Annotated in this window: 24 protein-coding genes; 12 read left to right on the top strand and 12 right to left on the bottom strand. The window is 38.8% G+C overall.

What is annotated here, in order from left to right; all coding sequences use genetic code 11:
- Nucleotides 1-3 precede the first annotated feature (3 nt).
- The gene (gene lipL, locus DBX25_RS00415) at nt 4-843 is read right to left on the bottom strand and encodes an octanoyl-[GcvH]:protein N-octanoyltransferase (protein WP_108668809.1); all 840 of its coding nucleotides are present in this window, start codon (nt 841-843) and stop codon (nt 4-6) included.
- Between the two features lie 129 nt (nt 844-972).
- Nucleotides 973-1,950: a phosphate acetyltransferase gene (gene pta / locus DBX25_RS00410; protein ID WP_108668808.1), complete on the bottom strand. Its 978-nt coding sequence runs from the start codon at nt 1,948-1,950 to the stop codon at nt 973-975.
- 341 nt (nt 1,951-2,291) lie between these two features.
- Between pta and hemQ the strand changes: the two genes are divergently transcribed.
- On the top strand, nt 2,292-3,038 hold the full coding sequence (gene hemQ, locus DBX25_RS00405; RefSeq protein WP_108668807.1) for a hydrogen peroxide-dependent heme synthase: 747 nt from the start codon (nt 2,292-2,294) through the stop codon (nt 3,036-3,038).
- 230 nt (nt 3,039-3,268) lie between these two features.
- Nucleotides 3,269-3,763, top strand: a complete 495-nt coding sequence (gerQ, locus tag DBX25_RS00400) for a spore coat protein GerQ (protein WP_108669043.1) — start codon at nt 3,269-3,271, stop codon at nt 3,761-3,763.
- A gap of 72 nt (nt 3,764-3,835) precedes the next feature.
- Here the strand turns inward: gerQ and DBX25_RS00395 are convergent, their stop codons facing one another.
- From DBX25_RS00395 to DBX25_RS00375, 4 genes are all read right to left on the bottom strand, one after another.
- Nucleotides 3,836-4,207, bottom strand: coding sequence for a DUF423 domain-containing protein (locus tag DBX25_RS00395; RefSeq protein ID WP_108668806.1), 372 nt, complete (start codon nt 4,205-4,207; stop codon nt 3,836-3,838).
- A gap of 35 nt (nt 4,208-4,242) precedes the next feature.
- Nucleotides 4,243-4,524, bottom strand: a complete 282-nt coding sequence (locus DBX25_RS00390) for a YwdI family protein (protein WP_108668805.1) — start codon at nt 4,522-4,524, stop codon at nt 4,243-4,245.
- Between the two features lie 70 nt (nt 4,525-4,594).
- Nucleotides 4,595-5,611 carry a potassium channel family protein gene (locus DBX25_RS00385; RefSeq protein ID WP_108668804.1) on the bottom strand — a complete coding sequence of 339 codons (1,017 nt, stop codon included), beginning with the start codon at nt 5,609-5,611 and terminating at the stop codon, nt 4,595-4,597.
- Nucleotides 5,612-5,912: 301 nt separating this feature from the next.
- On the bottom strand, nt 5,913-6,590 hold the full coding sequence (locus DBX25_RS00375; RefSeq protein ID WP_108669042.1) for a uracil-DNA glycosylase: 678 nt from the start codon (nt 6,588-6,590) through the stop codon (nt 5,913-5,915).
- A gap of 145 nt (nt 6,591-6,735) precedes the next feature.
- On the opposite strand from DBX25_RS00375, the gene DBX25_RS00370 reads away from it, so the two are divergent.
- The 3 genes from DBX25_RS00370 to pdxK all read left to right on the top strand — a co-directional run bounded on the left by DBX25_RS00370 (nt 6,736) and on the right by pdxK (nt 9,901).
- Nucleotides 6,736-8,181 (top strand): phospholipase D family protein, encoded by a 1,446-nt coding sequence (locus tag DBX25_RS00370; protein WP_108668802.1) that lies wholly within the window; start codon nt 6,736-6,738, stop codon nt 8,179-8,181.
- Between the two features lie 254 nt (nt 8,182-8,435).
- On the top strand, nt 8,436-8,789 hold the full coding sequence (locus DBX25_RS00365; protein WP_108668801.1) for a YflT domain-containing protein: 354 nt from the start codon (nt 8,436-8,438) through the stop codon (nt 8,787-8,789).
- 287 nt (nt 8,790-9,076) lie between these two features.
- Entirely contained in the window at nt 9,077-9,901 is an 825-nt protein-coding gene (gene pdxK / locus DBX25_RS00360) for a pyridoxine/pyridoxal/pyridoxamine kinase (RefSeq protein ID WP_108668800.1), read from the top strand.
- Between the two features lie 52 nt (nt 9,902-9,953).
- Here pdxK and DBX25_RS00355 read toward each other — a convergent pair whose 3' ends face one another.
- A complete protein-coding gene (locus tag DBX25_RS00355; protein WP_108668799.1) occupies nt 9,954-10,319 on the bottom strand; it encodes a VOC family protein in 366 nt (121 codons plus the stop codon).
- Between the two features lie 179 nt (nt 10,320-10,498).
- On the opposite strand from DBX25_RS00355, the gene DBX25_RS00350 reads away from it, so the two are divergent.
- The 6 genes from DBX25_RS00350 to DBX25_RS00325 all read left to right on the top strand — a co-directional run bounded on the left by DBX25_RS00350 (nt 10,499) and on the right by DBX25_RS00325 (nt 15,161).
- Nucleotides 10,499-10,846, top strand: coding sequence for a YojF family protein (locus DBX25_RS00350; protein WP_108668798.1), 348 nt, complete (start codon nt 10,499-10,501; stop codon nt 10,844-10,846).
- A gap of 16 nt (nt 10,847-10,862) precedes the next feature.
- On the top strand, nt 10,863-11,525 hold the full coding sequence (gene bshB2, locus DBX25_RS00345; RefSeq protein WP_108668797.1) for a bacillithiol biosynthesis deacetylase BshB2: 663 nt from the start codon (nt 10,863-10,865) through the stop codon (nt 11,523-11,525).
- 485 nt (nt 11,526-12,010) lie between these two features.
- On the top strand, nt 12,011-12,439 hold the full coding sequence (fosB, locus tag DBX25_RS00340; protein WP_108668796.1) for a metallothiol transferase FosB: 429 nt from the start codon (nt 12,011-12,013) through the stop codon (nt 12,437-12,439).
- Between the two features lie 171 nt (nt 12,440-12,610).
- A complete protein-coding gene (locus DBX25_RS00335) occupies nt 12,611-13,342 on the top strand; it encodes an ABC transporter ATP-binding protein (RefSeq protein ID WP_108668795.1) in 732 nt (243 codons plus the stop codon).
- Nucleotides 13,332-14,354 carry an ABC transporter permease gene (locus tag DBX25_RS00330; RefSeq protein ID WP_108668794.1) on the top strand — a complete coding sequence of 341 codons (1,023 nt, stop codon included), beginning with the start codon at nt 13,332-13,334 and terminating at the stop codon, nt 14,352-14,354. The genes DBX25_RS00335 and DBX25_RS00330 overlap by 11 nt, the downstream gene beginning before the upstream one ends.
- 147 nt (nt 14,355-14,501) lie before the next feature.
- Nucleotides 14,502-15,161: a TetR/AcrR family transcriptional regulator gene (locus DBX25_RS00325; RefSeq protein ID WP_108668793.1), complete on the top strand. Its 660-nt coding sequence runs from the start codon at nt 14,502-14,504 to the stop codon at nt 15,159-15,161.
- Nucleotides 15,162-15,203: 42 nt separating this feature from the next.
- Here DBX25_RS00325 and DBX25_RS00320 read toward each other — a convergent pair whose 3' ends face one another.
- The 5 genes from DBX25_RS00320 to DBX25_RS00300 form a co-directional block, all read right to left on the bottom strand.
- On the bottom strand, nt 15,204-16,292 hold the full coding sequence (locus tag DBX25_RS00320; protein ID WP_108668792.1) for a PQQ-dependent sugar dehydrogenase: 1,089 nt from the start codon (nt 16,290-16,292) through the stop codon (nt 15,204-15,206).
- 15 nt (nt 16,293-16,307) lie between these two features.
- Nucleotides 16,308-17,177 (bottom strand): Cof-type HAD-IIB family hydrolase, encoded by an 870-nt coding sequence (locus DBX25_RS00315; RefSeq protein WP_108668791.1) that lies wholly within the window; start codon nt 17,175-17,177, stop codon nt 16,308-16,310.
- Between the two features lie 34 nt (nt 17,178-17,211).
- Nucleotides 17,212-17,877 carry a DNA alkylation repair protein gene (locus DBX25_RS00310; protein WP_108668790.1) on the bottom strand — a complete coding sequence of 222 codons (666 nt, stop codon included), beginning with the start codon at nt 17,875-17,877 and terminating at the stop codon, nt 17,212-17,214.
- Between the two features lie 227 nt (nt 17,878-18,104).
- Nucleotides 18,105-19,001: an aldo/keto reductase gene (locus tag DBX25_RS00305; RefSeq protein ID WP_108668789.1), complete on the bottom strand. Its 897-nt coding sequence runs from the start codon at nt 18,999-19,001 to the stop codon at nt 18,105-18,107.
- Between the two features lie 157 nt (nt 19,002-19,158).
- A complete protein-coding gene (locus DBX25_RS00300; RefSeq protein ID WP_108668788.1) occupies nt 19,159-20,094 on the bottom strand; it encodes an ATP-grasp domain-containing protein in 936 nt (311 codons plus the stop codon).
- A 228-nt stretch (nt 20,095-20,322) separates the two neighbouring features.
- Here DBX25_RS00300 and DBX25_RS00295 point away from each other — a divergent pair, with 228 nt between their 5' ends.
- The gene (locus DBX25_RS00295; RefSeq protein ID WP_108668787.1) at nt 20,323-21,984 is read left to right on the top strand and encodes a PTS transporter subunit IIBC; all 1,662 of its coding nucleotides are present in this window, start codon (nt 20,323-20,325) and stop codon (nt 21,982-21,984) included.
- Nucleotide 21,985: the final 1 nt, after the last annotated feature.

Here is a 21,985-nt window from a genome sequence, read left to right as displayed (position 1 = left end):
GAGTCACCCTCTTTGCATTTTTTCATTTCTCTCTTCTATTCTTTGTAGATATCCTTCGTAAAGGTCAGCCTCAAATTCAAATAACTGTGTAGATTTCAGTTCCTGGCTATGCTGTTGCAATAGAGTTAACAAAGAAAACATACACGATTGTACAGTAAGCTCCTTGTCTACTAATTCTTGCAAAGATGCCATTACTTCAGGAAGTATAATAGGATACTGAAATTTCGTTTCCACAGCTTGTTTTGCTTTTTGATAGAACGTCTCGATATAACTCGCCCTTTGTGAACCGCTGCCTGTTATACAAAGATAGATTTGAACTGCAACGCCATTTCGTATGCGACGTTGGGAGATGCCTGCGAATTTCTTACCATCTATACTTAAATCGTAGCTTCCTGGACAATACGACCCTACGATTTCCCTTGCCTCCACATTCACATCATAAGCTTCAAGCATTTTTTGGACTAGATGCCACATCGTATCATAGCCTCTATTGATATCTATCTTATTTTCCTTCTCTGGAAAAATAAGAGAAAGATTTAATACGCCTTCATCTAAGACTACTGCCAATCCACCTGAGTTGCGGACAATCGTTCTGAAACCTTGTTCTTGTAGGTATTGTATTCCCTCTTGCAAATAAGGGAGTTTTGTATCCTGAATCCCAAGTACGATAGTATTATGATGAACCCACGCTCTTGCAACTGCTGGAGACTGTCCAGTTCCCACAGAATGACAAAGGGTATCATCCATCGCAAAAGATTGAAGGGCTGAGAAATAAGGACCCATCGAAGACTGATCTATAACACGCCAGGTAGGCTGCACCAATAATGACATGCTTTCATGCATAATATATATCTCCTTAATACAGTAAACATCTAAGTATGATTTCCACTTTCAATCAATTAATAGTATATCAAAAAAATCCATATAAAAAGCACTTCAATCCATATAGAAAGAAGTGCTTACCGTTTTCCCTTATTGCTGTAATGCCTGTGCAGCTGTAATTAAGGACAATTTGTATACATCTTCCTCGTTACATCCACGGGATAAATCATTCACTGGTCGATTCAAGCCTTGTAAGATTGGACCAACCGCCTCAAAGTTTCCTAATCGCTGAGCAATTTTATAGCCTATATTCCCCGCTTCCAAGCTAGGGAAAATAAATACGTTAGCATTTCCTTGTAACGGAGAATCTGGAGCTTTCTTGGCTGCTACGGATGGTACAAATGCTGCATCAAATTGAAACTCTCCATCTAGAGTCAATAGAGGTTCACGCAGCTTAGCAGTCGCTACTGCTTCCACTACTTTATCTGTTTCAGGTGATTTAGCAGATCCTTTTGTTGAAAAACTTAGCATTGCTACTCTCGGTTCAATACCGAACATCTTGGCAGTTCTTGCACTTTCAATCGCAATTTCCGCTAAGTCTTGGCTATCTGGTGATATATTGATTGCGCAATCGGCAAACACATATTTTTCATCCCCGCGAACCATGATGAAAACACCTGACGTTTTTCTCACGCCTTCTTTTGTTTTGATAATCTGAAGTGCTGGACGTACCGTATCTGCCGTAGAATGGGCAGCACCGCTCACTAGTCCATCTGCCTTGTTTGCATACACTAACATCGTCCCGAAATAATTCTCGTCCAATAGAATTTTGCGAGCATCCTCTTCAGATACTTTTCCTTTTCTACGCTCAATAAAAGCAGCCACTAATTCATCCATCATAATAAAATTAGTTGGGTCGTATATTTCAGCATTTTCTAAAGATACATTATAGTCTTTAGCTAATTGCTGAATTTTTTCAATATCCCCAATAAGAATCGGTGTTAATAATTTCTCTTGCGATAACCTTCCAGCAGCCTTCAAAATCCTTTCATCTGTTCCTTCTGGAAAAACAATTTTTAAAGAATGTCCCGATACTTTTTCCTTTAATACAGCAAATAAATCACTCACACTAATAGCCTCCCTACACTCATTCGTATTAAGTCTACTCTTTGTTTGAAAAAAATTCTATTTAGGAAGAAAGTGATATCGCTTTCATCGTAAATGTTCTTTTTTTCTGAAAAATTCATGACTATCCTTTTCAATTTTCTCCTATTAACGTTGGAATAAACCTTCGATTCAAATTAGCACCTTGGAAATGAAAGAATAATTCCCGGAAATTTGTCCATTCTGTAAATAATAGTGCCTTTTTACTTAAAAACTGTTTGAATAAAGGTGTTTCTCTTCCTTCATTTAAGACCAACTGTGTTATAGTAAAAATTGTACATAGTAGAAATATAGGAGTGATAGCAATGAGTGAAGCAGCACAAACTCTTGATGGCTGGTATTGCCTTCATGACTTCCGTACAATCGATTGGACAACTTGGAAAATGCTTTCTAGCGATGATCGCCAAGGAATCATTTCCGAATTTCTTGGTCTAGTCGAGAAATGGAACAAAACACAATCTAATAAAGAAGGCAGTCATGCTCTTTATACAATTGTCGGACAAAAAGCTGATTTTATGATGATGTTTGTACGTCCAACAATGGAAGAGTTGAATGAGATTGAAACCGAGTTCAACAAATCCAAGTTAGCTGAATATACAGTTCCTGCACATTCATACGTTTCTGTAGTAGAGCTGAGCAACTATTTACCAGCTGGTGAAAATCCTTACGAAAACCCAGAGATTCGTGCACGTTTATATCCGATTCTACCTAAGGCAAAGCATGTTTGCTTCTATCCAATGGACAAGCGTCGTCAAGGAAACGATAACTGGTATATGCTTCCGATGGATGAGCGCCGTAAAATGATGCGTTCCCACGGGATGATTGGGCGTCAATATGCTGGCAAAGTTAAGCAAATCATTACAGGTTCTGTAGGGTTTGACGATTACGAATGGGGTGTAACTCTATTCTCAGACGATGTTCTCCAATTCAAAAAGCTTGTATATGAAATGCGTTTTGATGAAGTGAGTGCTCGTTACGGAGAATTCGGTACATTCTTCGTAGGAAACCTATTAAATGAAGATAAATTATTCTCATTTTTACATGTTCAATAATATTAAAAAATCCTTTTAAAGCCTCCTAATTTCTGGAGGCTTTTTCATTTGGCTCCTGGAATAAAATGAAAAGACCATCATACATATTAAATAGTGAAATTTTTGTTCAAGCTTCACATTACTCCTTATCCAAGACATTCATGGTACATACTACAGAATCGATTGGATGGATCGAGCAAAAGTGGAAAAGAGGAAATCTCGTTAAAAAATGTGAATATGGAGGTTTGAAAATGAGCCAAAACAATAATAATCCATACATTAATTATGGATACAATCCCGGGCAACCTATATACGGAGCCATGCAGGATACTCGTCAACAGAACCCGATGTATTACCAACAACAGCCTACGCAACCCCAATACACGCCTCCTCAGGGTGGTATGCCTCCAGTACCTCAGCCACAAAGTGCACCTACAACAGGTCCACAAGTACCGGGAATGCTGCCTGTAGAGGAATCATACATTGAAAACATTCTCCGCTTGAATAAAGGCAAGCTAGCTACTATTTATATGACATTCGAGAACAATAAGGAATGGAATGCTAAAATTTTCAAGGGAATTATTGAAGCTGCAGGACGTGACCACATCATCATTAGTGATCCACAAACAGGAATGCGTTTCTTGCTGCCAATGGTGTACCTGGATTACATTACATTTGATGAAGAAATTGAGTATGATTACCCTTACAATGGCATGCAGCCATTAGCCAGTTACTCTCCAAGGTAATGGAAGAAGCGAACCTAAATCCCTTTAATAAAGTAAAAAAATCCTTGCCGACAACAAACCGGCAAGGATTTTTTAGAGATATTTATAAACTGCTATCATCATTACAACCCATGCAGCCAAGAAAGATAAGCCGCCTAGAGGTGTAATAGCACCAAGCACTTTAATTTGTGTCACACTCAAAACATACAGACTTCCTGAGAATAGGATAATTCCTATAAACATTAGCCATCCAGCCCAGTTCACTAAGGAGACGTCAGGTAACTTTCCTGATAGCAATCCTACGACTAATAAACCTGTCGCATGGAACATTTGATAGGTCACAGCCTTTTCCCAAATCTTCATATATTTTTCTGTTAGCTTACCTTCTAATCCATGTGCTCCAAAAGCCCCTAGCGCAACCGCTAAAAACGCATTGATCGCTCCGATTATTAGAAATACTTTCACGCTCATTCTCCACCTTTTTAAAATTTATCTATTTATTAGAAATCGAATAAAGAATCTCCATTCGCATCTTCCATCTTAACTGCCTTTTCTTGTAAACCTACCGATTTGGTTGAGAAGGATGGGTTTATGACGGTTGGTGCAGTAAAATTCACTGTCGTTTTTGCTGTAGGTACTTCAGATGTTTGATTCGTTAACAACTCACACATCGATTGAATGGCCACTACATACCCTTTACTTTCATCGACAGATTGGGCAGACTTTGCTCTCCCTAATAGTTCCTCTATTTTATGTAAGACTTGTTTATACGAAACGTCCATACTCTCTTCACTCCTCAATCACCCTTTGAGGGTATTACCCCATAATAGACCGTATTGTAACACAATCCGGTTAATCAATACTAATGGCTACGTTCTCGAACACCTTCATTTGCTCAGCAGAACCGAATACAAGCAAGACATCATGTTCTTGTAATCTTTCCTTCGGATCTGGGTTATTGATTAACTCTTCTTTACGAATAATCGCTACTATAGTAACCTCGTATTTTTTACGGATTTGGTTTTCTTCAATCGTCCGATTTATCAACGGCCCGCCTTTACCTAATACGATTTCTTCAATACCAAACTCTTTTTCGCCCGTATTTAACATCATATCTACATATTCAACACTTTGAGGTTTTAATAATGAAAAAACCATCTGCTTTCCTCCAATTGAGGAAGGATTAATGACCTTAGTTGCACCTGCTTTTTTCATTTTTTCCTCCGAAGCTGCTTTTTCAGCTCTAGCAACGATTTTAATGGATGGGTTCAACCCTTTAGCAGATAATGTTACAAAAACATTGTGTGCATCATCAGGCAAAGAGGCTACCAAGCTACCTGCTCTTTCAATACCAGCTTCTCGTAAAACCTCATCATCCGTGGCATCTCCAGTGATCCAATAAATATTTCCTCCTAGCACATTAGGTCTTCTATTAATATCTTGGTCTATGATAACCGTTGTAATGTTTTTATTTTTAAGTTGATCACAAACTTGTTCCCCTACTCGTCCGTACCCACATAAAATTACGTGTCCACTTAACTTGGATATCAATCTCTTCAATCTCCTTTGACCCACGGTTCTTGATAGTTCTCCTTCAAGCATTAGGGTGGTCATCGCTCCAATTGCATATGTCACAATCCCTATTCCTATCGGGATAATAATCAAAGCAAACATTTTGCCAGCTGCTGTCTGGGGAACAGCATCCCCATACCCAACGGTTAAAACCGTAATCATCGTTAGCCATAGGGCATCAAAAAAGGCTAATCCTTCAAAAAGAATGAACCCAATTGTTCCTATACAAATTACGAATAACATTGCATAAATAGCATTTATTAAGTGCTTATATTTCCCAAATCCAAATACGCCCATAGTCCAACAAGCCCTTCCCTTTTTACTTCGCGTCAAACTTCATGCAAGGCTGCCCTGATGACTGGTAGACCGTTAAGGAAGGAAGGATGGCTGTCTTGAATTGAAATGCCTTGCACCCTTTGGGAAATTTCGAGTCCCACGTGACATAATAGTGTTTGCATTTTAAACAGTTGATTCTCTTTTGTTCCACCTATTTCCCCTCCTCCTTCTATATTTTACATGAATTACATAGGAAGAATGGAGTAGAAGTTGACTAATCGATGTCGAATCGTAATGTTTCATGTGAAACATTGTCGAAATATTATAGATTCGGAATGTACCAATCAATTTCTTCTTCACCCATTTCTCGTAGAATCCGGTTGGTTTCTGAAAATGGTTTACTGCCAAAAAAACCTCTATAAGCGGATAAAGGACTAGGATGTGGAGAGGAAACAATAAAGTGTTTGTTTCGGTCAATGAGCTTAGATTTCGAATAGGCAGGGCTGCCCCATAGTATGAATACCATCGGCTTATCTCGGTCATTCAAGACTGAAATGATTCGGTCGGTAAAAATTTCCCATCCCAATCCCTTATGAGAATTAGCTTGTCCCTCTCTAACCGTTAAAACAGTATTTAATAGAAGAACTCCTTGTTCGGCCCATTTCTTTAAATAACCATGATTTGGAATAGGAAACCCCAAATCACCCTGCAACTCTTTGTATATATTTTTCAAAGATGGCGGAATCGCAACCTGTGGTTGTACCGAAAAGCTCATCCCATGTGCTTGCCCTTTCCCATGATATGGGTCTTGCCCTAGTATAACGGCTTTCACATCATGATAAGAAGTGGAATGTAGGGCATTAAAAATATCGTCTGAGGCTGGAAACACTGTAGTAGTAGAATATTCGTGTTTCAAAAACTCTCTTAATTTCACATAATAATCCTTTAAAAATTCTTCTTCTAATAGGAGATTCCAATCATTTTTAAATATTTGTTTCAATATGCACTTCCACTCCATTCATATGAATTTCCTTCCATTCTCCATGGGTAAATCTCTTACTAAGCGAGCAACCTAGGTTTATCCCTTCCGCTATATGGGATAAAGAAGCTTAAGAGCGTAATTTTAATAAAAGGATGGACAAACCATGGAAAAAGAGAAAAAGACTTGGTACAAGAAAAAAAGATATATTCTGCCATTATTTATATTTTTAATCGTTTTAAGTGTCATGCTTTATCACAACAATAAACCCCTTCCTGAAGGTATATCTACAGAAGGAGACATTCACACGCTAGAAGACGTTACATTCTTATATGATTTAACGTACCAAACCCATGATGGAGAGGTCAAACATGAGCGAAGAATCTTTGATGCCATTTATAAAGCCATTGAGGAAGCAGAACAGTTTGTAATCGTCGATATGTTTCTATTCAATGGATATTACGACAAAGAAGCCGATTTTCCTCGGATCAGTGAAGTGATGACAGAAAAAATCATTCAACAGAAAGAAAAGCATCCTGAGTTGGAAGTCATCTTCATTACGGATGAAATCAATACTACGTACGGCTCTCACCCCGCTAAGGAATTGGAAAAAATGAAGGATCATGGAGTGAAAGTCGTGATTACTAACCTTGACCGTTTAAGAGATCCCAATCCTTTATATTCAGGGGTTTGGCGTTCCTTTTTTCAATGGTTTGGGGAAGCTGGACCCGGATGGGTGAAAAATCCGTTGGCAGAGAATGCGCCTGATGTGACGGTACGGTCATACCTTAAATTGTTAAATGTTAAAGCAAATCATCGCAAGATTTTGGCAACAGAAAAGACAGCCATTGTTTCCTCAGCCAATCCACATGACGCTAGTGGAAACCATTCGAATATCGCCTTTCAGATGGAAGGAAACATTATTCAGGACATCGTTAAAGCGGAAGAAGCCGTAGGGAAATTTTCAAATGGACCCAGCCAATTCCCTAAATTAGAACAACCATTTGAAGAAGGAGGAAGTATTAAAGCTCAGTTCCTTACGGAGGGGAAAATAACAAAGCATGTCGTAAAGGAGCTCAAGGCAACGAAAGAGGGAGACGAGATTTGGATTGGAATGTTTTATCTTGCAGATAGAAAAGTCATTAATGCCATAACTGGAGCAGCAAGACGCGGAGTACATGTAAAGATGGTCTTAGATCCAAACCAAAATGCTTTTGGGAGTGAAAAAATTGGATTACCCAACCTTCCTGTAGCTGCAGAACTAAAAGAACTGGGTGAGGAAAACATGAAAATCCGCTGGTATAAAACAGATAAAGAACAGTTCCATTCCAAGCTGCTTTACATTAAAAAGCAAACCTCTAGCGTGATTATTGGTGGATCTGCGAACTATACAAGCAGAAACTTAGATGACTTCAACCTTGAAGCAGACGTTAAATTAGTTGCCCCATCTACTTCTGAAATATCCCAAGAGGTCGATCAGTACTACCATAGAATTTGGGAAAACAAGGATGGCGTTTACACAGTAGACTATGAAGAATACCAGGATAAACTCCCATTCCTAAAGTATATCGTGTACATTATTCAAAAAACCTTCAGATTTGAAACGTATTAATAGGCAAGCATGATTTAAGCGTAGGAGGATTACTTCTGCGTTTTTTTTTTTGCAGTTTCAGTAATAAATGATGCTTGTTCGGTAAAATATCGTGATTTAAAAAACATTTCTATAAAATACCAACTAAATTCAAGTTTCAGACTTGCCACAGGAGGTATATATAGAACATAGCTGAAAAGCTAGTACACACAATTACCTATTGAAGTTAGATCAACAAATTTTTAAAAGATTAAACATTCAAGGAGGAAACAATTATGAGTACAGTATATGTAGTAGAAAATGGTGTTCAAGCAAAAGAAAAAGTAGATCAATTAACAGCAACAGGTCATACAAAGGAAAATATCTATATCTTTACGCATGATAAAAGTCGTTCGGAACATTTAACAGATTTAACAAACACTGAGGGCGTAGGCATGAAAGAGCAAGGTTTCTTCGACTCAGTAGGAAACCTATTCCGTTCTCGTGGAGATGAGCTACGTTCAAAAATGACATCTCTTGGATTATCACAAGCAGAGGCGGAAAAGTACGAAGAAGAATTGGATTATGGTAAAGTAGTTGTCGTCGCAACACATGGCGATATGATGAACGGCCATTCGACTGGTATGTAAGCTAGTATAGTAGATTAAGGAAGCCCGAGGTCCACTCGGGCTTCTTTGTGCAAAAAAATTTTTTCCATTCTATTTGGAAAAATGACCATCCTCTGTTTTCTTCCCATTCGCTAGATGACAATAAAAGGGGTTGGCCTAATTTCTACATTAGCAGTTCCTAAAGCCCCACCACACTAGCTGAATTGTTCATGAAGTTTCTTCTAGTCAGCAGATTTGGTGTATCCCTATCCCGTTGTGATATATTTTACTAGTAAATATCATCCATTAAATTTTCAGGAGGGTTACATATGACGATGAAAAAGGCACTTACAATCGCAGGTTCAGATTCTAGTGGAGGTGCAGGCATCCAGGCTGACTTAAAAACCTTCCAGGAGCTTGGGGTATATGGAATGACGGCTCTTACGACCATCGTTTCCATGGATTCAAAAAATCATTGGCATCATCAAGTATTTCCACAAGCCGTAGACACGGTCGAAGCACAACTTGAAACAATCATTTCCGTTGGAGTAGACGCTTTAAAAACAGGGATGCTAGGTTCGGTAGAAATCATTGAACTAGCGGCTCGTAAAATTAAAGAAAATAACCTACAAAACGTAGTCATCGATCCTGTTATGGTTTGTAAAGGTGAGGATGAAGTCCTTTTCCCAGAACATACTGTAGCTTATCGTGAGTCCCTACTTCCCTTAGGAACCATTACTACGCCAAACCTTTTTGAAGCTTCTCAACTAGCAGGAATGGGACCGATTAAAACCATTGACCAAATGAAAGAAGCAGCAGAAAAAATCCAAGCTTTAGGTGTCAAATTTGTCATCATTAAAGGTGGAAGTAAGCTGCAAGGTACAGACAAGGCCATCGATGTCTTTTATGATGGACAGGAATTTGAGCTCATTGAAAATGAATTAATCGACACTCCTTACACTCACGGTGCAGGTTGTACTTTTGCTGCGGCCATTACAGCTGAATTAGCAAAGGGTAAAAACATCCGAGAAGCTGTGGAAAATGCTAAACAATTCATCACGGAAGCTATCCGTCACTCCTGGAGATTAAATGAATATGTGGGACCAACTATGCATGGTGCCTACAAGCTGTACGGTCCAGGTCGTCAACAATAATGAAAAAAAACTCGTCATGTTAGACGAGTTTTTTTGTTAGGATGTTTGTTACTTATTCCTTCATAAACTGCAAATACTCTAACACGTTTCCGAATGGATCTCGAAAGCTGATGTACTTTCCTGGAGGGCAATCTGCAGGCTGTTCTACAATGAAGTCCACATTATGTTCTCTTAACCTATTCACCGTTTGATAAATATCCTCTGTTTTTAAACCTAACACCACTCCTGATGGAATGGGATTCTCATTAAATGAGGACACTTCCGATTCCTCTAAAACTATGGGCAACTCTCCATGAACAAGGGTTACAATTTTCGAACCATATTGCTTATGGACTTCAAACCCTAAAACAGTCGTGTAAAATTGAATGGCTTTCTGCAAATCAGGTACATAGATTCCAATCACACAAACTTGACTCATTGGTTGGCCTCCTATTAATAAATTATCTATTTTTAGTTAACTATTCTTTACCTCACAAAAATCCCCTTCATTTTTTAAGTAAATAAAAGTTTTTAAGACCATCTTTTCGCATTCTAATTCCGTTTTTAGTAAGATAGTACATAGAGAAAATTGTGCCTTTTTCAAAAGGAGGAACGAGCTTGAAACCGATTGTTTTATTAGAAGTGCAAAATAAAATTAATGAACTCCAGCAAAAAGATGTTTATGTTCATTTAGAAACAACGAATGGCGCCTATGCATCGCATTTTGGTGGTGGAACCTACTCGGCAGGTGCCTATATCCGAAATGCCCTGGTGCAATATGAACACGGTAAAATCTTAGGAGAAAACCCTTATCGAGTGGGTCTGAAGCTTTCGATTGGTTGGGTGTATGCTGAAGGTCTGAATCATTTTGAAATTGATGAAAAAGGGAGACTGTTACTTGCTGGGCTTGATGCTGAAGGAAAGCTAGCAGTTGCCTTACAAATAAGTGAAACACCATTCGAGTAAGGGAGGAATGGATACTATGGAAAAAGAAAAGCATGTACTTGTAATTTTCCCCCATCCAGATGATGAAGCATTTGGAGTATCGGGAACGATTGCGTCTTATATAAAGGCTGGAGTCCCTGTCACGTACGCCTGTCTAACACTTGGTCAAATGGGGCGCAACCTGGGTAACCCTCCATTTGCAACGAGAGAATCACTTCCTGACATCAGAAGAGCCGAATTACTGGATGCAGCGAAGACTATGGGAATAACAGATTTAAGAATGCTTGGCTACAGAGATAAAACGGTCGAATTTGAAGATGAAGAAGAATTAGCAGAAAGTATGCTCGCATTAATACGCGAAGTTCAGCCTTCCCTTGCCATTACGTTCTATCCAGGTTATAGTGTCCACCCTGACCACGAAGCGACCGGCCGAGCTGTCGTTCGCGCAATCCGGCATATGGTAGAAGAGGATCGACCAAAATTATACGGTGTTGCTTTTGCCCATAATACACTAGAAGAATTGGGAGAACCGCATGTTCGCCACAATGTGGAAGATGTAGAAGACATCAAAGTAAACACCATTCGGTCCCATCGTTCTCAAACACAATTAATGACAGCAGCATGGACTGAAAAGCTACTGAATAGAGATCCTGATTTACTAGCTTGGCTTCATAATGAAAAATTTTGGATTATAAAATAAATTGATAATGGCCCGTATTTACGGGTCTTTCTTTGGAAATGACGATGACTACTGGTCAGGTTTTCTGATTTTTTACAGTTCATGCGCTTTATTTTACCGAAATCATTTCATTTATTACCGAACTCTGAACTTTTTTTACCGAAATCACCTCATTTATTACCGAACTCTAAACTTTTATTACCAAATCCACTTGGCGTGGTCAGGTTTTATGATTTTTTACCGTTCGTGCGCCTTATTTTACCGAAATCATTTCATTTATTACCGAACTCTGAGCTTTTTTACCGAAATCACCTCATTTATTACCGAACTCTGAGCTTTTTTACCAAACTAGTACTATATATTTTCACATGACTTAAAAACAAAAAAATCCACCCATTCAAGATGGGTGGACTAAAAGGGGGATACTATGGAAAGCTCATCATAGTATAAGTTTTACCATCCCTCCTTTTTTTATACATTTATTTTTTTATTAAATGGAGGTTGTTATGGACTTTCAAATAAAAGGCATCAATCATTTACTGTTTTCTGTTTCAGATTTAGAGGAGTCTATAGAATTTTATCAAAATGCTTTAGGAGCCAAACTTCTAGTCAAGGGAAGAACAACAGCTTATTTTGATTTGAATGGAATTTGGTTGGCTTTAAATGAAGAAAAAAATATTCCTAGAAAAGAGATTCATACTTCTTATACCCACCTAGCATTTACTATCAGCTCTGAAGATTTATCTAAAGCACGCAACCATCTAGTAAAATTAGGGGTCAATATTTTAAATGGCCGAGTTCGCGACGAGAAAGATAAAGAATCCATTTACTTTACCGATCCAGATGGTCACAAATTTGAATTTCACACCGGTACACTGCAGGATCGACTCTCCTATTACCGTAAAGAAAAAACACATATGACATTCTTTGAATAAAAAAGAGGTTTTTCCGCCACTCGTGGAAAAGCCTTTTTTGTTCATATTGTTTCAGATTGAACACATTGTCGAAATTTGTGAGTGATTACTCACTTTACAAAACGAACATAGGAGCGCATACTAAAATCAGAAAGTGAGTGATTACTCACTTCATAAAAAAGGAGTGATACAATGGGTTCGCCTTTTATAAATATGAACAATGTTTCCAAGTCCTATGGTCTACATCCAATACTCTCTGACATCACGTTAGGCGTAAAACGAGGAGAGATTTTTGGATTATTAGGTCCATCTGGAGCAGGAAAAACTACATTGGTGAAAATGCTAGTGAATTTAGAAAAAGCAACAACGGGAGAAATTTTTATTGGTACTGAAAGGTTACCTTCGCAACGTTTGATTAATCAGATTGGCTATATGGCACAATCAGATGCCCTATACCCAGAGCTAACCGCCTATGAGAATATGGATTTCTTTTCGTCATTATTCGGATTGAAAGGAAAAGAGAAAAAGAGTCGAATTAATGAAGTGCTTGAAATCGTCAACCTACAAGAACATCAAAAAAAGAGAGTTTCGGCCTTTTCCGGAGGCATGAAACGTAGATTATCATTAGCCGCTTCCCTCATTCACAAACCTACTCTTTTAATCTTAGATGAACCAACAGTAGGAATCGATCCTGTCTTACGCCAATCCATCTGGCAGCAGTTCCAAGCATTGAAGGATGCAGGAACTACCATCATAGTCACTACTCACGTCATGGATGAAGCGGAAAAATGTGACCGACTGGGATTGTTACGGGATGGAAAGCTTATTGCACTAGGTTCTCCAGATGAATTAAAACTACAAGCGAAGGCTTCTAGTATAGAAAAAGCATTCCTAAGATTCGGAGGTGCTGTTCATGCGAATTAATGCTCTAATTATTCGAATCCTAAGACAATTCAAGCATGACAAACGAACGATTGGCCTAATGATATTTGCTCCTATTCTTGTATTATCACTGCTTTCACTAGTATTTAACGGTGAGGATTATGAACCTAAAATCGGATTCGTAAACGTGCCTAAACCTGTCTTGGATAAGATTGATTTATCGGATGCAGATACCGATATACTCTCAAAAGATCGAGCAGAGAATTTATTAAAGAAACAGGAGCTCGATGCTTATATAGCTTTTGATAATCAAACATTTACGCTTCATTTAGAAGGTAGCGATCCAATCGTCAATGGCTCCGTTCAAAAGTGGGTATCAACTGCCTTTAAGGGACTACAGGCCCAGACAGCAACGTCATTAGACACCAAGTTTCTGCATGGTTCTTCCGATATTGCCCAATTTGATTATTTGGGTCCTGTATTGCTAGGCTTCTTCGTTTTCTTCTTTGTTTTCTTAATTGCAGGGGTATCTTTTTTACGGGAGAGAACGGGTGGCACTTTAGAACGATTAATGACCAGTCCACTCAAATTATGGGAAATTGTAGTAGGCTATGTTGCTGGTTTTGGAATCTTTACCATCATTCAGTCAGCCATTATCGCTTCATACACCATTTATGTTTTGGATATGCTGATGGAAGGCTCCTTCTTCTTTGTCATGTTAATTATCTTATTGCTCGCGTTTACCGCATTAACATTAGGAATCCTGCTATCGGCTTTCGCACAAACGGAACTGCAAATGATTCAGTTCATTCCGATTGTGATTGTTCCTCAAGTGTTTTTCTCGGGACTGTTTAATCTTGATACAATTTCTGATTGGGTCGGCTGGATTGGGCCTTTAACACCTCTTTATTATGGTGCAGATGCCCTTCGTGACGTAATGGTTAGAGGGTATGGTTTTGAAGAGATTGCACAGAATTTATATATCTTAGTTGCATTTTGTCTCGCCTTCATGCTCCTAAACGTGTTAGCTTTAAGGAAATATCGTAAAATATAAGAAGGATTTTAAATTGAAGATAAACAGTTAGAACTGTGTTAGCTTGCCCGTACAAGACGTTCTTCCTGACAAGACAAACAGACGAGGCGTTTTTGTCGCCTGCATATTTAGCGGGGTGCATTCGCTTTTTCGATAAAGGAGTTATGCATGACTAATCAAGAATCTTTGGAACAGTTATTATTGAATGATCAAGGTGAAAACTTAACGGATAAACAACGAAAAATCTTGGAAGCTGCAATCGAAATGTTTGCAGAAAAAGGGTATGCTTCCACTTCGACCAATGAAATTGCCAAGAAAGCTGGAGTTGCAGAAGGAACGATCTTTAGACATTACAAAACAAAAAAAGACTTATTAATCTCCATTGTAGCTCCTTCCATGGCAAAGCTCCTAGCACCGTTTATTATTCAAGATATCTACAAGGTCTTGGATGAAAAATATGAATCTCCGGAGGATTTTTTTAGGGCGATGTTAAAAAATAGAAGAGCGTTTTTACAGAAGAACATAGCAATCTTTAAAATTTTTCTTCAAGAGATTCCCTTCCATCCCGAGCTAAAAGAACCTTTCATGGAGCATGTGGCGAAAAAAATATATACAAGAGTAGAAGCCATCATCGATCATTACAAAGAGAAAGGGGAAATTGTGGATTTGCCATCCCCTAGTATCATACGATTTGTTCTATCGGTCATTGGAGGCTATCTCATTTCTCAATTTATTATTTTCCCTGAAATCCAGTCCGAGGAAGAAAGAGATGATGATGCTACTATCTACTTTTTGATGAACGGATTACGACCAAAAATGGATGAATAACCATATACCCCTTGCCATTTATGACAAGGGGTGTTTTTTGATTTACCATTTCAAACTGGTGAGATCTATCCTATATAATTTATCATCATCTTTTGCAGGAACGCCTCGGCCATCTGTATTATTTGTAATGAAGTATAGGGTGTCACCTTCTATGTACACATCGCGCACACGCCCTACTCCCTTATACAAATCCTTCATTTCCCCGCTTTTTAGATTATAGAATTTTACAGCTTCTCCACGTAAGGTGGCCACAATTAAATGTCCTTTGTAGAAAGAGATTCCCGACGGTGCCCACGTATTATTTCCAGCGTGAATCAATGGATTGACCATCCCTTTTTTCGTTTCGTCCCCAACGATTTCTGGCCAGCCGTAATTTTGACCAGGCTCAATCTTATTCAGTTCATCGTGAGCCGAAGGACCATGCTCACTCTCATACATATCGCCAGTTTCACTCCAAGAAATTCCTTGTGGGTTACGATGGCCATAACTATACACATAGGAATTTTGGAATGGATTATCTTCAGGAATGGAACCATCCAAGTTCATCCTTAAAATCTTTCCACCTAATGACTCTAAATCTTGTGCTATCTCATCCTCATGAGCATCCCCAGTCGTCACGTAAAGCTTTCCATCTGGTCCTAGCTTCAATCTTCCTCCATGATGGTATTGTCCACTTGGTATACGATCGAGCAACACATTGCTTTCAGTCCATTCTCGATCTAAATGAATCAATTCCACCACTTGATTCCAAGCTCTACCATCCTCATTATATGTATAATAAGCATAGGCTTTTCCGGTTTTTTGGAAGTCTGGAGACAATATGAAACCTAAAAGGCCGGCTTCAGGATTCGAAGATAGCCTCTTTTGGAAAATCACCTGTTCTTTTTGAACGGTTCCCTTTTGTATAACGGCTATTGTGCCTGTTCTCTCGCTGATATAAAATGTTTCTCCAGCCTTTTGAATGCTCCAGGGAATTTGTAAACTTTTTGCCAGTACTTCAGCATGAACAGATTGCTGAAAGGTGGTTTCTGTACTTGGATTGTCCTTGTCTTTAGGTAAAATAGAACACCCCGAAAGTAAAATACTGCCTAAAAGCAAGCTTGCTCCTATCAAACGGATTGTTTTTTTCATCGTCTCATTCTCCTTTTATGGAGTAGATTCTCCGATGACTTTTAATATTGCGTTAGCTACTCCATTGTTCTCATTTGTATCCGTCACTTCATGGCAAATCTTCTGAATTTCAGAAGGCGCATTTCCCATCGCTACCGCTAATCCTACTCTTTCAAACATGGAGACATCATTGAAGTTGTCTCCAAGTGCCATCGTTTCACTCAAGGCAATTCCTTTTTCCCGAACAAATTTTTCAAGGGCGATGCCTTTTTGCGCATCCATACTGTTGATTTCAAGGTTTTCTCGCCCAGAGGAAGTGATGGCTAGTCCATCTATCCGCTTCAACCTACCTCCCGCTTCACCTAAGCGTTCTAAATCAGCAGAGAAAACAAGTAGCTTATAGAATTCTAAACTATCATCCTCCATTAATCGGGAATAACTCTCCACTTCTTTCACATGTCCTATCTCAAATCGATTTCTTGCCAGTTCCGTCACTTCCATTGGATCCAGCTGCGGATTTGCAGTACAGAAAACATCGACAATAGTTGCAATAGAGCGATCCTTATCGTTTGAGTAAATCCCATCACTCGTATAAATTTCATAATAGATTCCATGATTTTCTAGTACATGAATCGCTAATTTGACACCATCGGGATTAATAGGATTAGAAACGACTTTTTGGCCTTCTTTGTCCATCACTACTGCTCCATTAATTGAAATAATCGGGGAGATAATTTGTGCTTCTTCTATCACGTGAATGGCTTCGATGTAGGAACGACCCGTCGCAACCACCACTTCAATTCCTTGCTCCTGGGCTTTTAGGATTGCTTCTTTATTTTCTGCACTTATCTTTTGTTTGCTATTCAATAATGTTCCATCCATATCAATAGCAATGCACTTTATCATGTTGTCATCCTCACCTTTCCAAGCTGCTTATTACTTAAATATATTTACTTCCTTCCCTCACACTTAGCTTCGCCAATTCATGTGTCTCAATAAACTGTCTAACGGATTCAGGATTGGTTTTGGAATATTGTCTTAAAGCCCACCCAATTGCCTTTTGGATGAAAAATTCCTTACTATCCGCATTACGTTTGATGTAGGTATATAACGCTTGTTCATCAGTCTTTGCCTTGTAGCCTAGCTGATAAATAATCGAGGTACGACGTAGCCATAAATGTTCATCCGTTGACCAAGCTTCGATAAATTCGTTTTGTAAGTCCTCGTATTTTAAACAAAGTGGCCCAACGAGATTGGAGGCAATTGCATCCACAGTATCCCACCATGATTTTTGAGTAATCATATCACGAAGCAAATAGATATCATCTCGTTCCATTTGCTTTACATTTTTAACACAATAATCAATCGCCACAATTTGAAGCTCTCTTTCTGGGAGATTCCATAACTCTTTGACAAAGCTTCGGTCAAATGGCTGCTTCAACATCCCATTTTCTTTAAGAAACTCATTGGCTAGTGCCCTTCTTTCAGGGCTTTTGATTCCAAAAAAAGAAAAATGGTTTTTCATATATTTACTCATAGCTACCGCATTTTCAGCATGAGCATGCTCTCTAAGCTTTGCTCGTAATTCTATTGCTTCACTCATCATTTATACCCCTTTGTCTGCTTTCCTATTACTTCCATTTTCAACCTTTTGCAACTTTCCCCTTAACAATCTCCTATCATACAAAGATGAAATCTACTACACTAGTATACGTTCAAACCCCTTTGACTTTCGGACCATTAGTTAAGACTTTATTATTCTATGGCCAATAAAGAAAAACCTTTTAAAAAACCAGACTTATTGCGCTAAGTCTGGTTTTTTGCATATATCTCTTAATCCACATTCCTGCCTCTAGAAGCAACCCAAATTTCATACCATTGTTCACGATTCATTTGTAGTTGCAGCGAATCCACCGCACTTTGAACACGTTCAATTTTACCTGATCCTACAATTGGCATAATCTTAGTTGGATGCTTCAAAAGCCACGCATACATCACTTGGTCGATGTCTTTGGCTCCAATTTCACTTCCTACCTTTTCTAACGCTTGACGAACACGTACAGCTTTCGGATCATCGCTAGAAAAAATGGAACCACCAGCTAAAGGCGACCAAGCCATCGGAGGCATTCCATATTCCATCGCTTGATCGAGACTTCCATTCTCAAACTGAGTTCGATTCATAACCGATAATTCAATTTGATTTGTAACTAGAGGTTGTTGGACAAATTTCTGTAGCATGCTCAACTGAGATGGAAGGAAATTAGATACTCCAAAATGACGAACCTTTCCTTCTTGTTTCAATTGAGTGAATGCATTTGCCATTTCAGCCGGTTCCATAATGAAATCAGGACGATGAATAAGAAGAACATCGATATAATCTGTTTTCATGTTTTCCAAACTTTGATTAACACTCTTTAGAATGTGCTCTTTACTGGAATCATAATGATTCAGTTTGTAAGATGGATTCGAAGTCAGCTTGATTCCACACTTGGTGACGATCTCGATCTTATCGCGGAATTCTGGCTTCAATCGTAAAGCTTCTCCTAACAAACCTTCACACGTGTAGTCACCATATATATCAGCAGTATCAAATGTGGTAATCCCCATCTCCACGCATTTCTCCATAAAAGACAAGGTCTCCTGCGGGGTGAAGCCCCAATCAGATAATCTCCATTGACCATGAATAATGCGGGAGAATTGTAAATCTTCCTGTAAAGTAACTCTTTCCATGATGAATCCTCCAAAATGATGATTTTATTCCACATCCTACTCTTAATATCGTTCGGTGGAAAGTTAAGATGGATGTCATATAAACTATATCCGTAAAATTTTTAGTATAACCATAATAAATGAATACTATCCATGAGGAATAATCTTGAGCACTTACCTACAGCTTCTCAAGCTCGCTTTTTAGCAGTCTGGCAATCTCAAGCATCCCGTATTGCCCGTACTTTTCCTCGGCATCTCCGTTATAATTGGTATTCGTGTTTACGTCATATGTATAGATAGTACCTTCTGCATCACGAATAAATTCAATACCCGCAACGTCAATTTTGTTTTCTTTTAAAAAGCTTTCGAATTTCGTAATAATCGGATCATTGAAGCCTTCAATAATTTCAAATTTAGGACGGACTTGTGCCTCTTCTCCAACAGGACAGAATAAATCCCCTATTTGACATGCATCTGCAGGGCAAAGCTGGAATCCTTCTGATGTATCCACCCTAACCGCATACACAAATTTGCCGTCTACAAATTCACATCGAGTGATGTAAGGTTCTGGAGCTTGGATATATTCCTGGATTAATGTTATTCCATCGATGGATTCCTCAAAGTTTGGTCCCTCTAAAAATTCCAGCAGGGCTTCCATTGAATAAAATAGCTGAACGCCTAAACCCTTCCCCGCTCGGTTATGCTTGGTAATAAAAGGTTTACCTTCAAACGCTTTGGCAGCTTCAATAATAGATTCCCTTCCTACTGCTGCCACTGTTTTAGGAGTCATAATCCCACTAGACTCTAAAGCCATGTATTGAGCAACCTTGCTCACCTCTAGAGAAATCGCACGGGTTCCATTTAATACTCTTCGTCCATGTCTTTCAAGCCAAGCTAACACAGACGCAGTCAATTCAGGAGCAAAACGGTGTCCCCTCGTATGGGACGATGCACTCATTCGATTATAAAAAACCCCTAATGGAGGCACTTGGTCTAAACGGACTGTTCCTTGATCAAGGTGCCACTCTTCATAGGGCACCTCCAACTCTTCTAGTCTTTTTATCAAATGTCTTGTCCAATCTATATTTTCATGAAGGATATACGCTTTTTTCATCACTAATTCTCCTTTCATTCCACTCGTATTACTCTGATTTTACATGATGAACAAATTGGATGCACGAATTATAGTTACAAAGATTGGTTTGTTTGCATTTTTGAAAAATCAGAGTGCAAACGGTTGCATAAAATCACATTCATACGTTATCATGTTAGGCAGATATTATTTCAAAATATTTTTTTCCTGTTAGATAAATAGATTGAAAGAGAGAAAGGAGAACAAATAATGAGTAAAGTTAAACAAATGATTTCATTTGATTTCTGGCAAAAGCTTGGGAAAGCCTTAATGGTCGTTGTTGCCGTGATGCCTGCCGCCGGGATCATGATTTCTTTAGGAAAACTAGTAGCCATGATGGGTGGAGACATTACCCTAGTAGCTACGATTGCAAGAATCATGGAGGATATTGGTTGGGCCATTATTACCAACCTTCACATCCTTTTTGCCGTAGCAATAGGAGGTTCATGGGCTAAAGAACGTGCTGGCGGTGCATTCGCAGCGTTGATTGCCTTTATCTTAATCAACCGCATCACAGGAGCAATCTTTGGCATTAACCCTGCCATGCTACAAGATCCTGAATCTACCGTTACTTCATTAATTGGCCAGGAACTAGTAGTTAAAGATTATTTCACTTCTGTATTAGGTGCTCCTGCACTTAATATGGGTGTTTTTGTGGGAATCATCTCTGGTTTCCTAGGAGCTTCATTGTTTAATAAATACTATAACTATAGTAAGCTTCCACAATCATTGGCATTCTTTAACGGAAAGCGATTCGTTCCGTTTGTCGTAATTGTCGGCTCTGTTGTAGCGGCATTAGTTTTATCATTAGTATGGCCGTTTATCCAAGGGTTATTAAATGACTTTGGTGGTTGGATTGCAAAATCTAGGGATACTGCTCCAATTATTGCACCATTTATCTATGGTACGTTAGAGCGTTTATTGCTTCCTTTTGGTTTACATCATATGTTAACCGTACCGATGAACTATACCGAACTAGGTGGAACGTATGCCATCCAAACGGGAGAAAAAATTGGTCAAGTAGTTGCCGGTCAAGACCCTCTATGGCTAGCATGGGTGAATGACCTAGTAAATCTTCGACAAGCTGGTGACACAGCTGGATATAATGGTTTGATGGAATCTGTTGTTCCTGCCCGCTTTAAAGTGGGACAGGTGATACTTTCAACCGCTTCATTAATCGGTATCGCACTTGCTATGTATCGTAATGTTGATAAAGATAAACGTTCAAAATATAAATCAATGTTTCTATCAGCAGCATTGGCTGTATTTTTGACAGGTGTTACAGAACCGATTGAGTTCATGTTTATGTTTGTAGCTCCCGTATTATATGTTGTGTATGCAATTACTACAGGTATTGCCTTTGCTCTTGCAGACATTATCCATTTACGTGTTCATGCGTTCGGTCTAGTCGAGCTCTTGACTCGTATTCCGATGATGGTTAACGCAGGATTAACAAAGGATTTAATTAACTTCATCATTACGTGTATCGTATTCTTTGCACTCAATTTCTTCGTATTCAGTTTCTTAATCAAGAAATTCAATTTGCCTACACCAGGCCGTAATGGAAACTATATTGAAAATGAAGAAGGCAATACAGAAAAATCGGTAACGACTACAACTACAGCCTCATTTGCAAGCTCTCAAGCTAGTGAAATTATTACCCTTCTAGGAGGGAGCGATAATATTGTGGATGTAGATGCATGTATGACTCGTTTACGTGTGACTGTAAAAGATTCTAGTGCTGTTGCCGATGAAAAAGCTTGGAAAGAAAATGGAGCCCTGGGTTTGATTCTAAAAGATCAAGGTGTTCAAGCGATATATGGGCCGAAAGCTGACGTATTAAAATCTGATATTCAAGATCTTCTAGGATAAT

This window comes from Peribacillus acanthi, from assembly GCF_003073175.1.
Taxonomy (GTDB): domain Bacteria; phylum Bacillota; class Bacilli; order Bacillales; family DSM-1321; genus Bacillus_BN; species Bacillus_BN acanthi.
This window is presented reverse-complemented; position numbering and strand designations above follow the sequence as displayed.

Coding starts and splice junctions, on each gene's coding strand:
- lipL (WP_108668809.1), bottom strand. CDS start 843: ATGCATGAAAGCATGTCATTATTGGTGCAGCCTACCTGGCGTGTTATA.
- hemQ (WP_108668807.1), top strand. CDS start 2,292: ATGAGTGAAGCAGCACAAACTCTTGATGGCTGGTATTGCCTTCATGAC.
- gerQ (WP_108669043.1), top strand. CDS start 3,269: ATGAGCCAAAACAATAATAATCCATACATTAATTATGGATACAATCCC.
- DBX25_RS00390 (WP_108668805.1), bottom strand. CDS start 4,524: ATGGACGTTTCGTATAAACAAGTCTTACATAAAATAGAGGAACTATTA.
- DBX25_RS00385 (WP_108668804.1), bottom strand. CDS start 5,611: ATGGGCGTATTTGGATTTGGGAAATATAAGCACTTAATAAATGCTATT.
- DBX25_RS00370 (WP_108668802.1), top strand. CDS start 6,736: ATGGAAAAAGAGAAAAAGACTTGGTACAAGAAAAAAAGATATATTCTG.
- DBX25_RS00365 (WP_108668801.1), top strand. CDS start 8,436: ATGAGTACAGTATATGTAGTAGAAAATGGTGTTCAAGCAAAAGAAAAA.
- pdxK (WP_108668800.1), top strand. CDS start 9,077: ATGACGATGAAAAAGGCACTTACAATCGCAGGTTCAGATTCTAGTGGA.
- DBX25_RS00355 (WP_108668799.1), bottom strand. CDS start 10,319: ATGAGTCAAGTTTGTGTGATTGGAATCTATGTACCTGATTTGCAGAAA.
- bshB2 (WP_108668797.1), top strand. CDS start 10,863: ATGGAAAAAGAAAAGCATGTACTTGTAATTTTCCCCCATCCAGATGAT.
- fosB (WP_108668796.1), top strand. CDS start 12,011: ATGGACTTTCAAATAAAAGGCATCAATCATTTACTGTTTTCTGTTTCA.
- DBX25_RS00335 (WP_108668795.1), top strand. CDS start 12,611: ATGGGTTCGCCTTTTATAAATATGAACAATGTTTCCAAGTCCTATGGT.
- DBX25_RS00330 (WP_108668794.1), top strand. CDS start 13,332: ATGCGAATTAATGCTCTAATTATTCGAATCCTAAGACAATTCAAGCAT.
- DBX25_RS00325 (WP_108668793.1), top strand. CDS start 14,502: ATGACTAATCAAGAATCTTTGGAACAGTTATTATTGAATGATCAAGGT.
- DBX25_RS00320 (WP_108668792.1), bottom strand. CDS start 16,292: ATGAAAAAAACAATCCGTTTGATAGGAGCAAGCTTGCTTTTAGGCAGT.
- DBX25_RS00315 (WP_108668791.1), bottom strand. CDS start 17,177: ATGATAAAGTGCATTGCTATTGATATGGATGGAACATTATTGAATAGC.
- DBX25_RS00310 (WP_108668790.1), bottom strand. CDS start 17,877: ATGATGAGTGAAGCAATAGAATTACGAGCAAAGCTTAGAGAGCATGCT.
- DBX25_RS00305 (WP_108668789.1), bottom strand. CDS start 19,001: ATGGAAAGAGTTACTTTACAGGAAGATTTACAATTCTCCCGCATTATT.
- DBX25_RS00300 (WP_108668788.1), bottom strand. CDS start 20,094: ATGAAAAAAGCGTATATCCTTCATGAAAATATAGATTGGACAAGACAT.
- DBX25_RS00295 (WP_108668787.1), top strand. CDS start 20,323: ATGAGTAAAGTTAAACAAATGATTTCATTTGATTTCTGGCAAAAGCTT.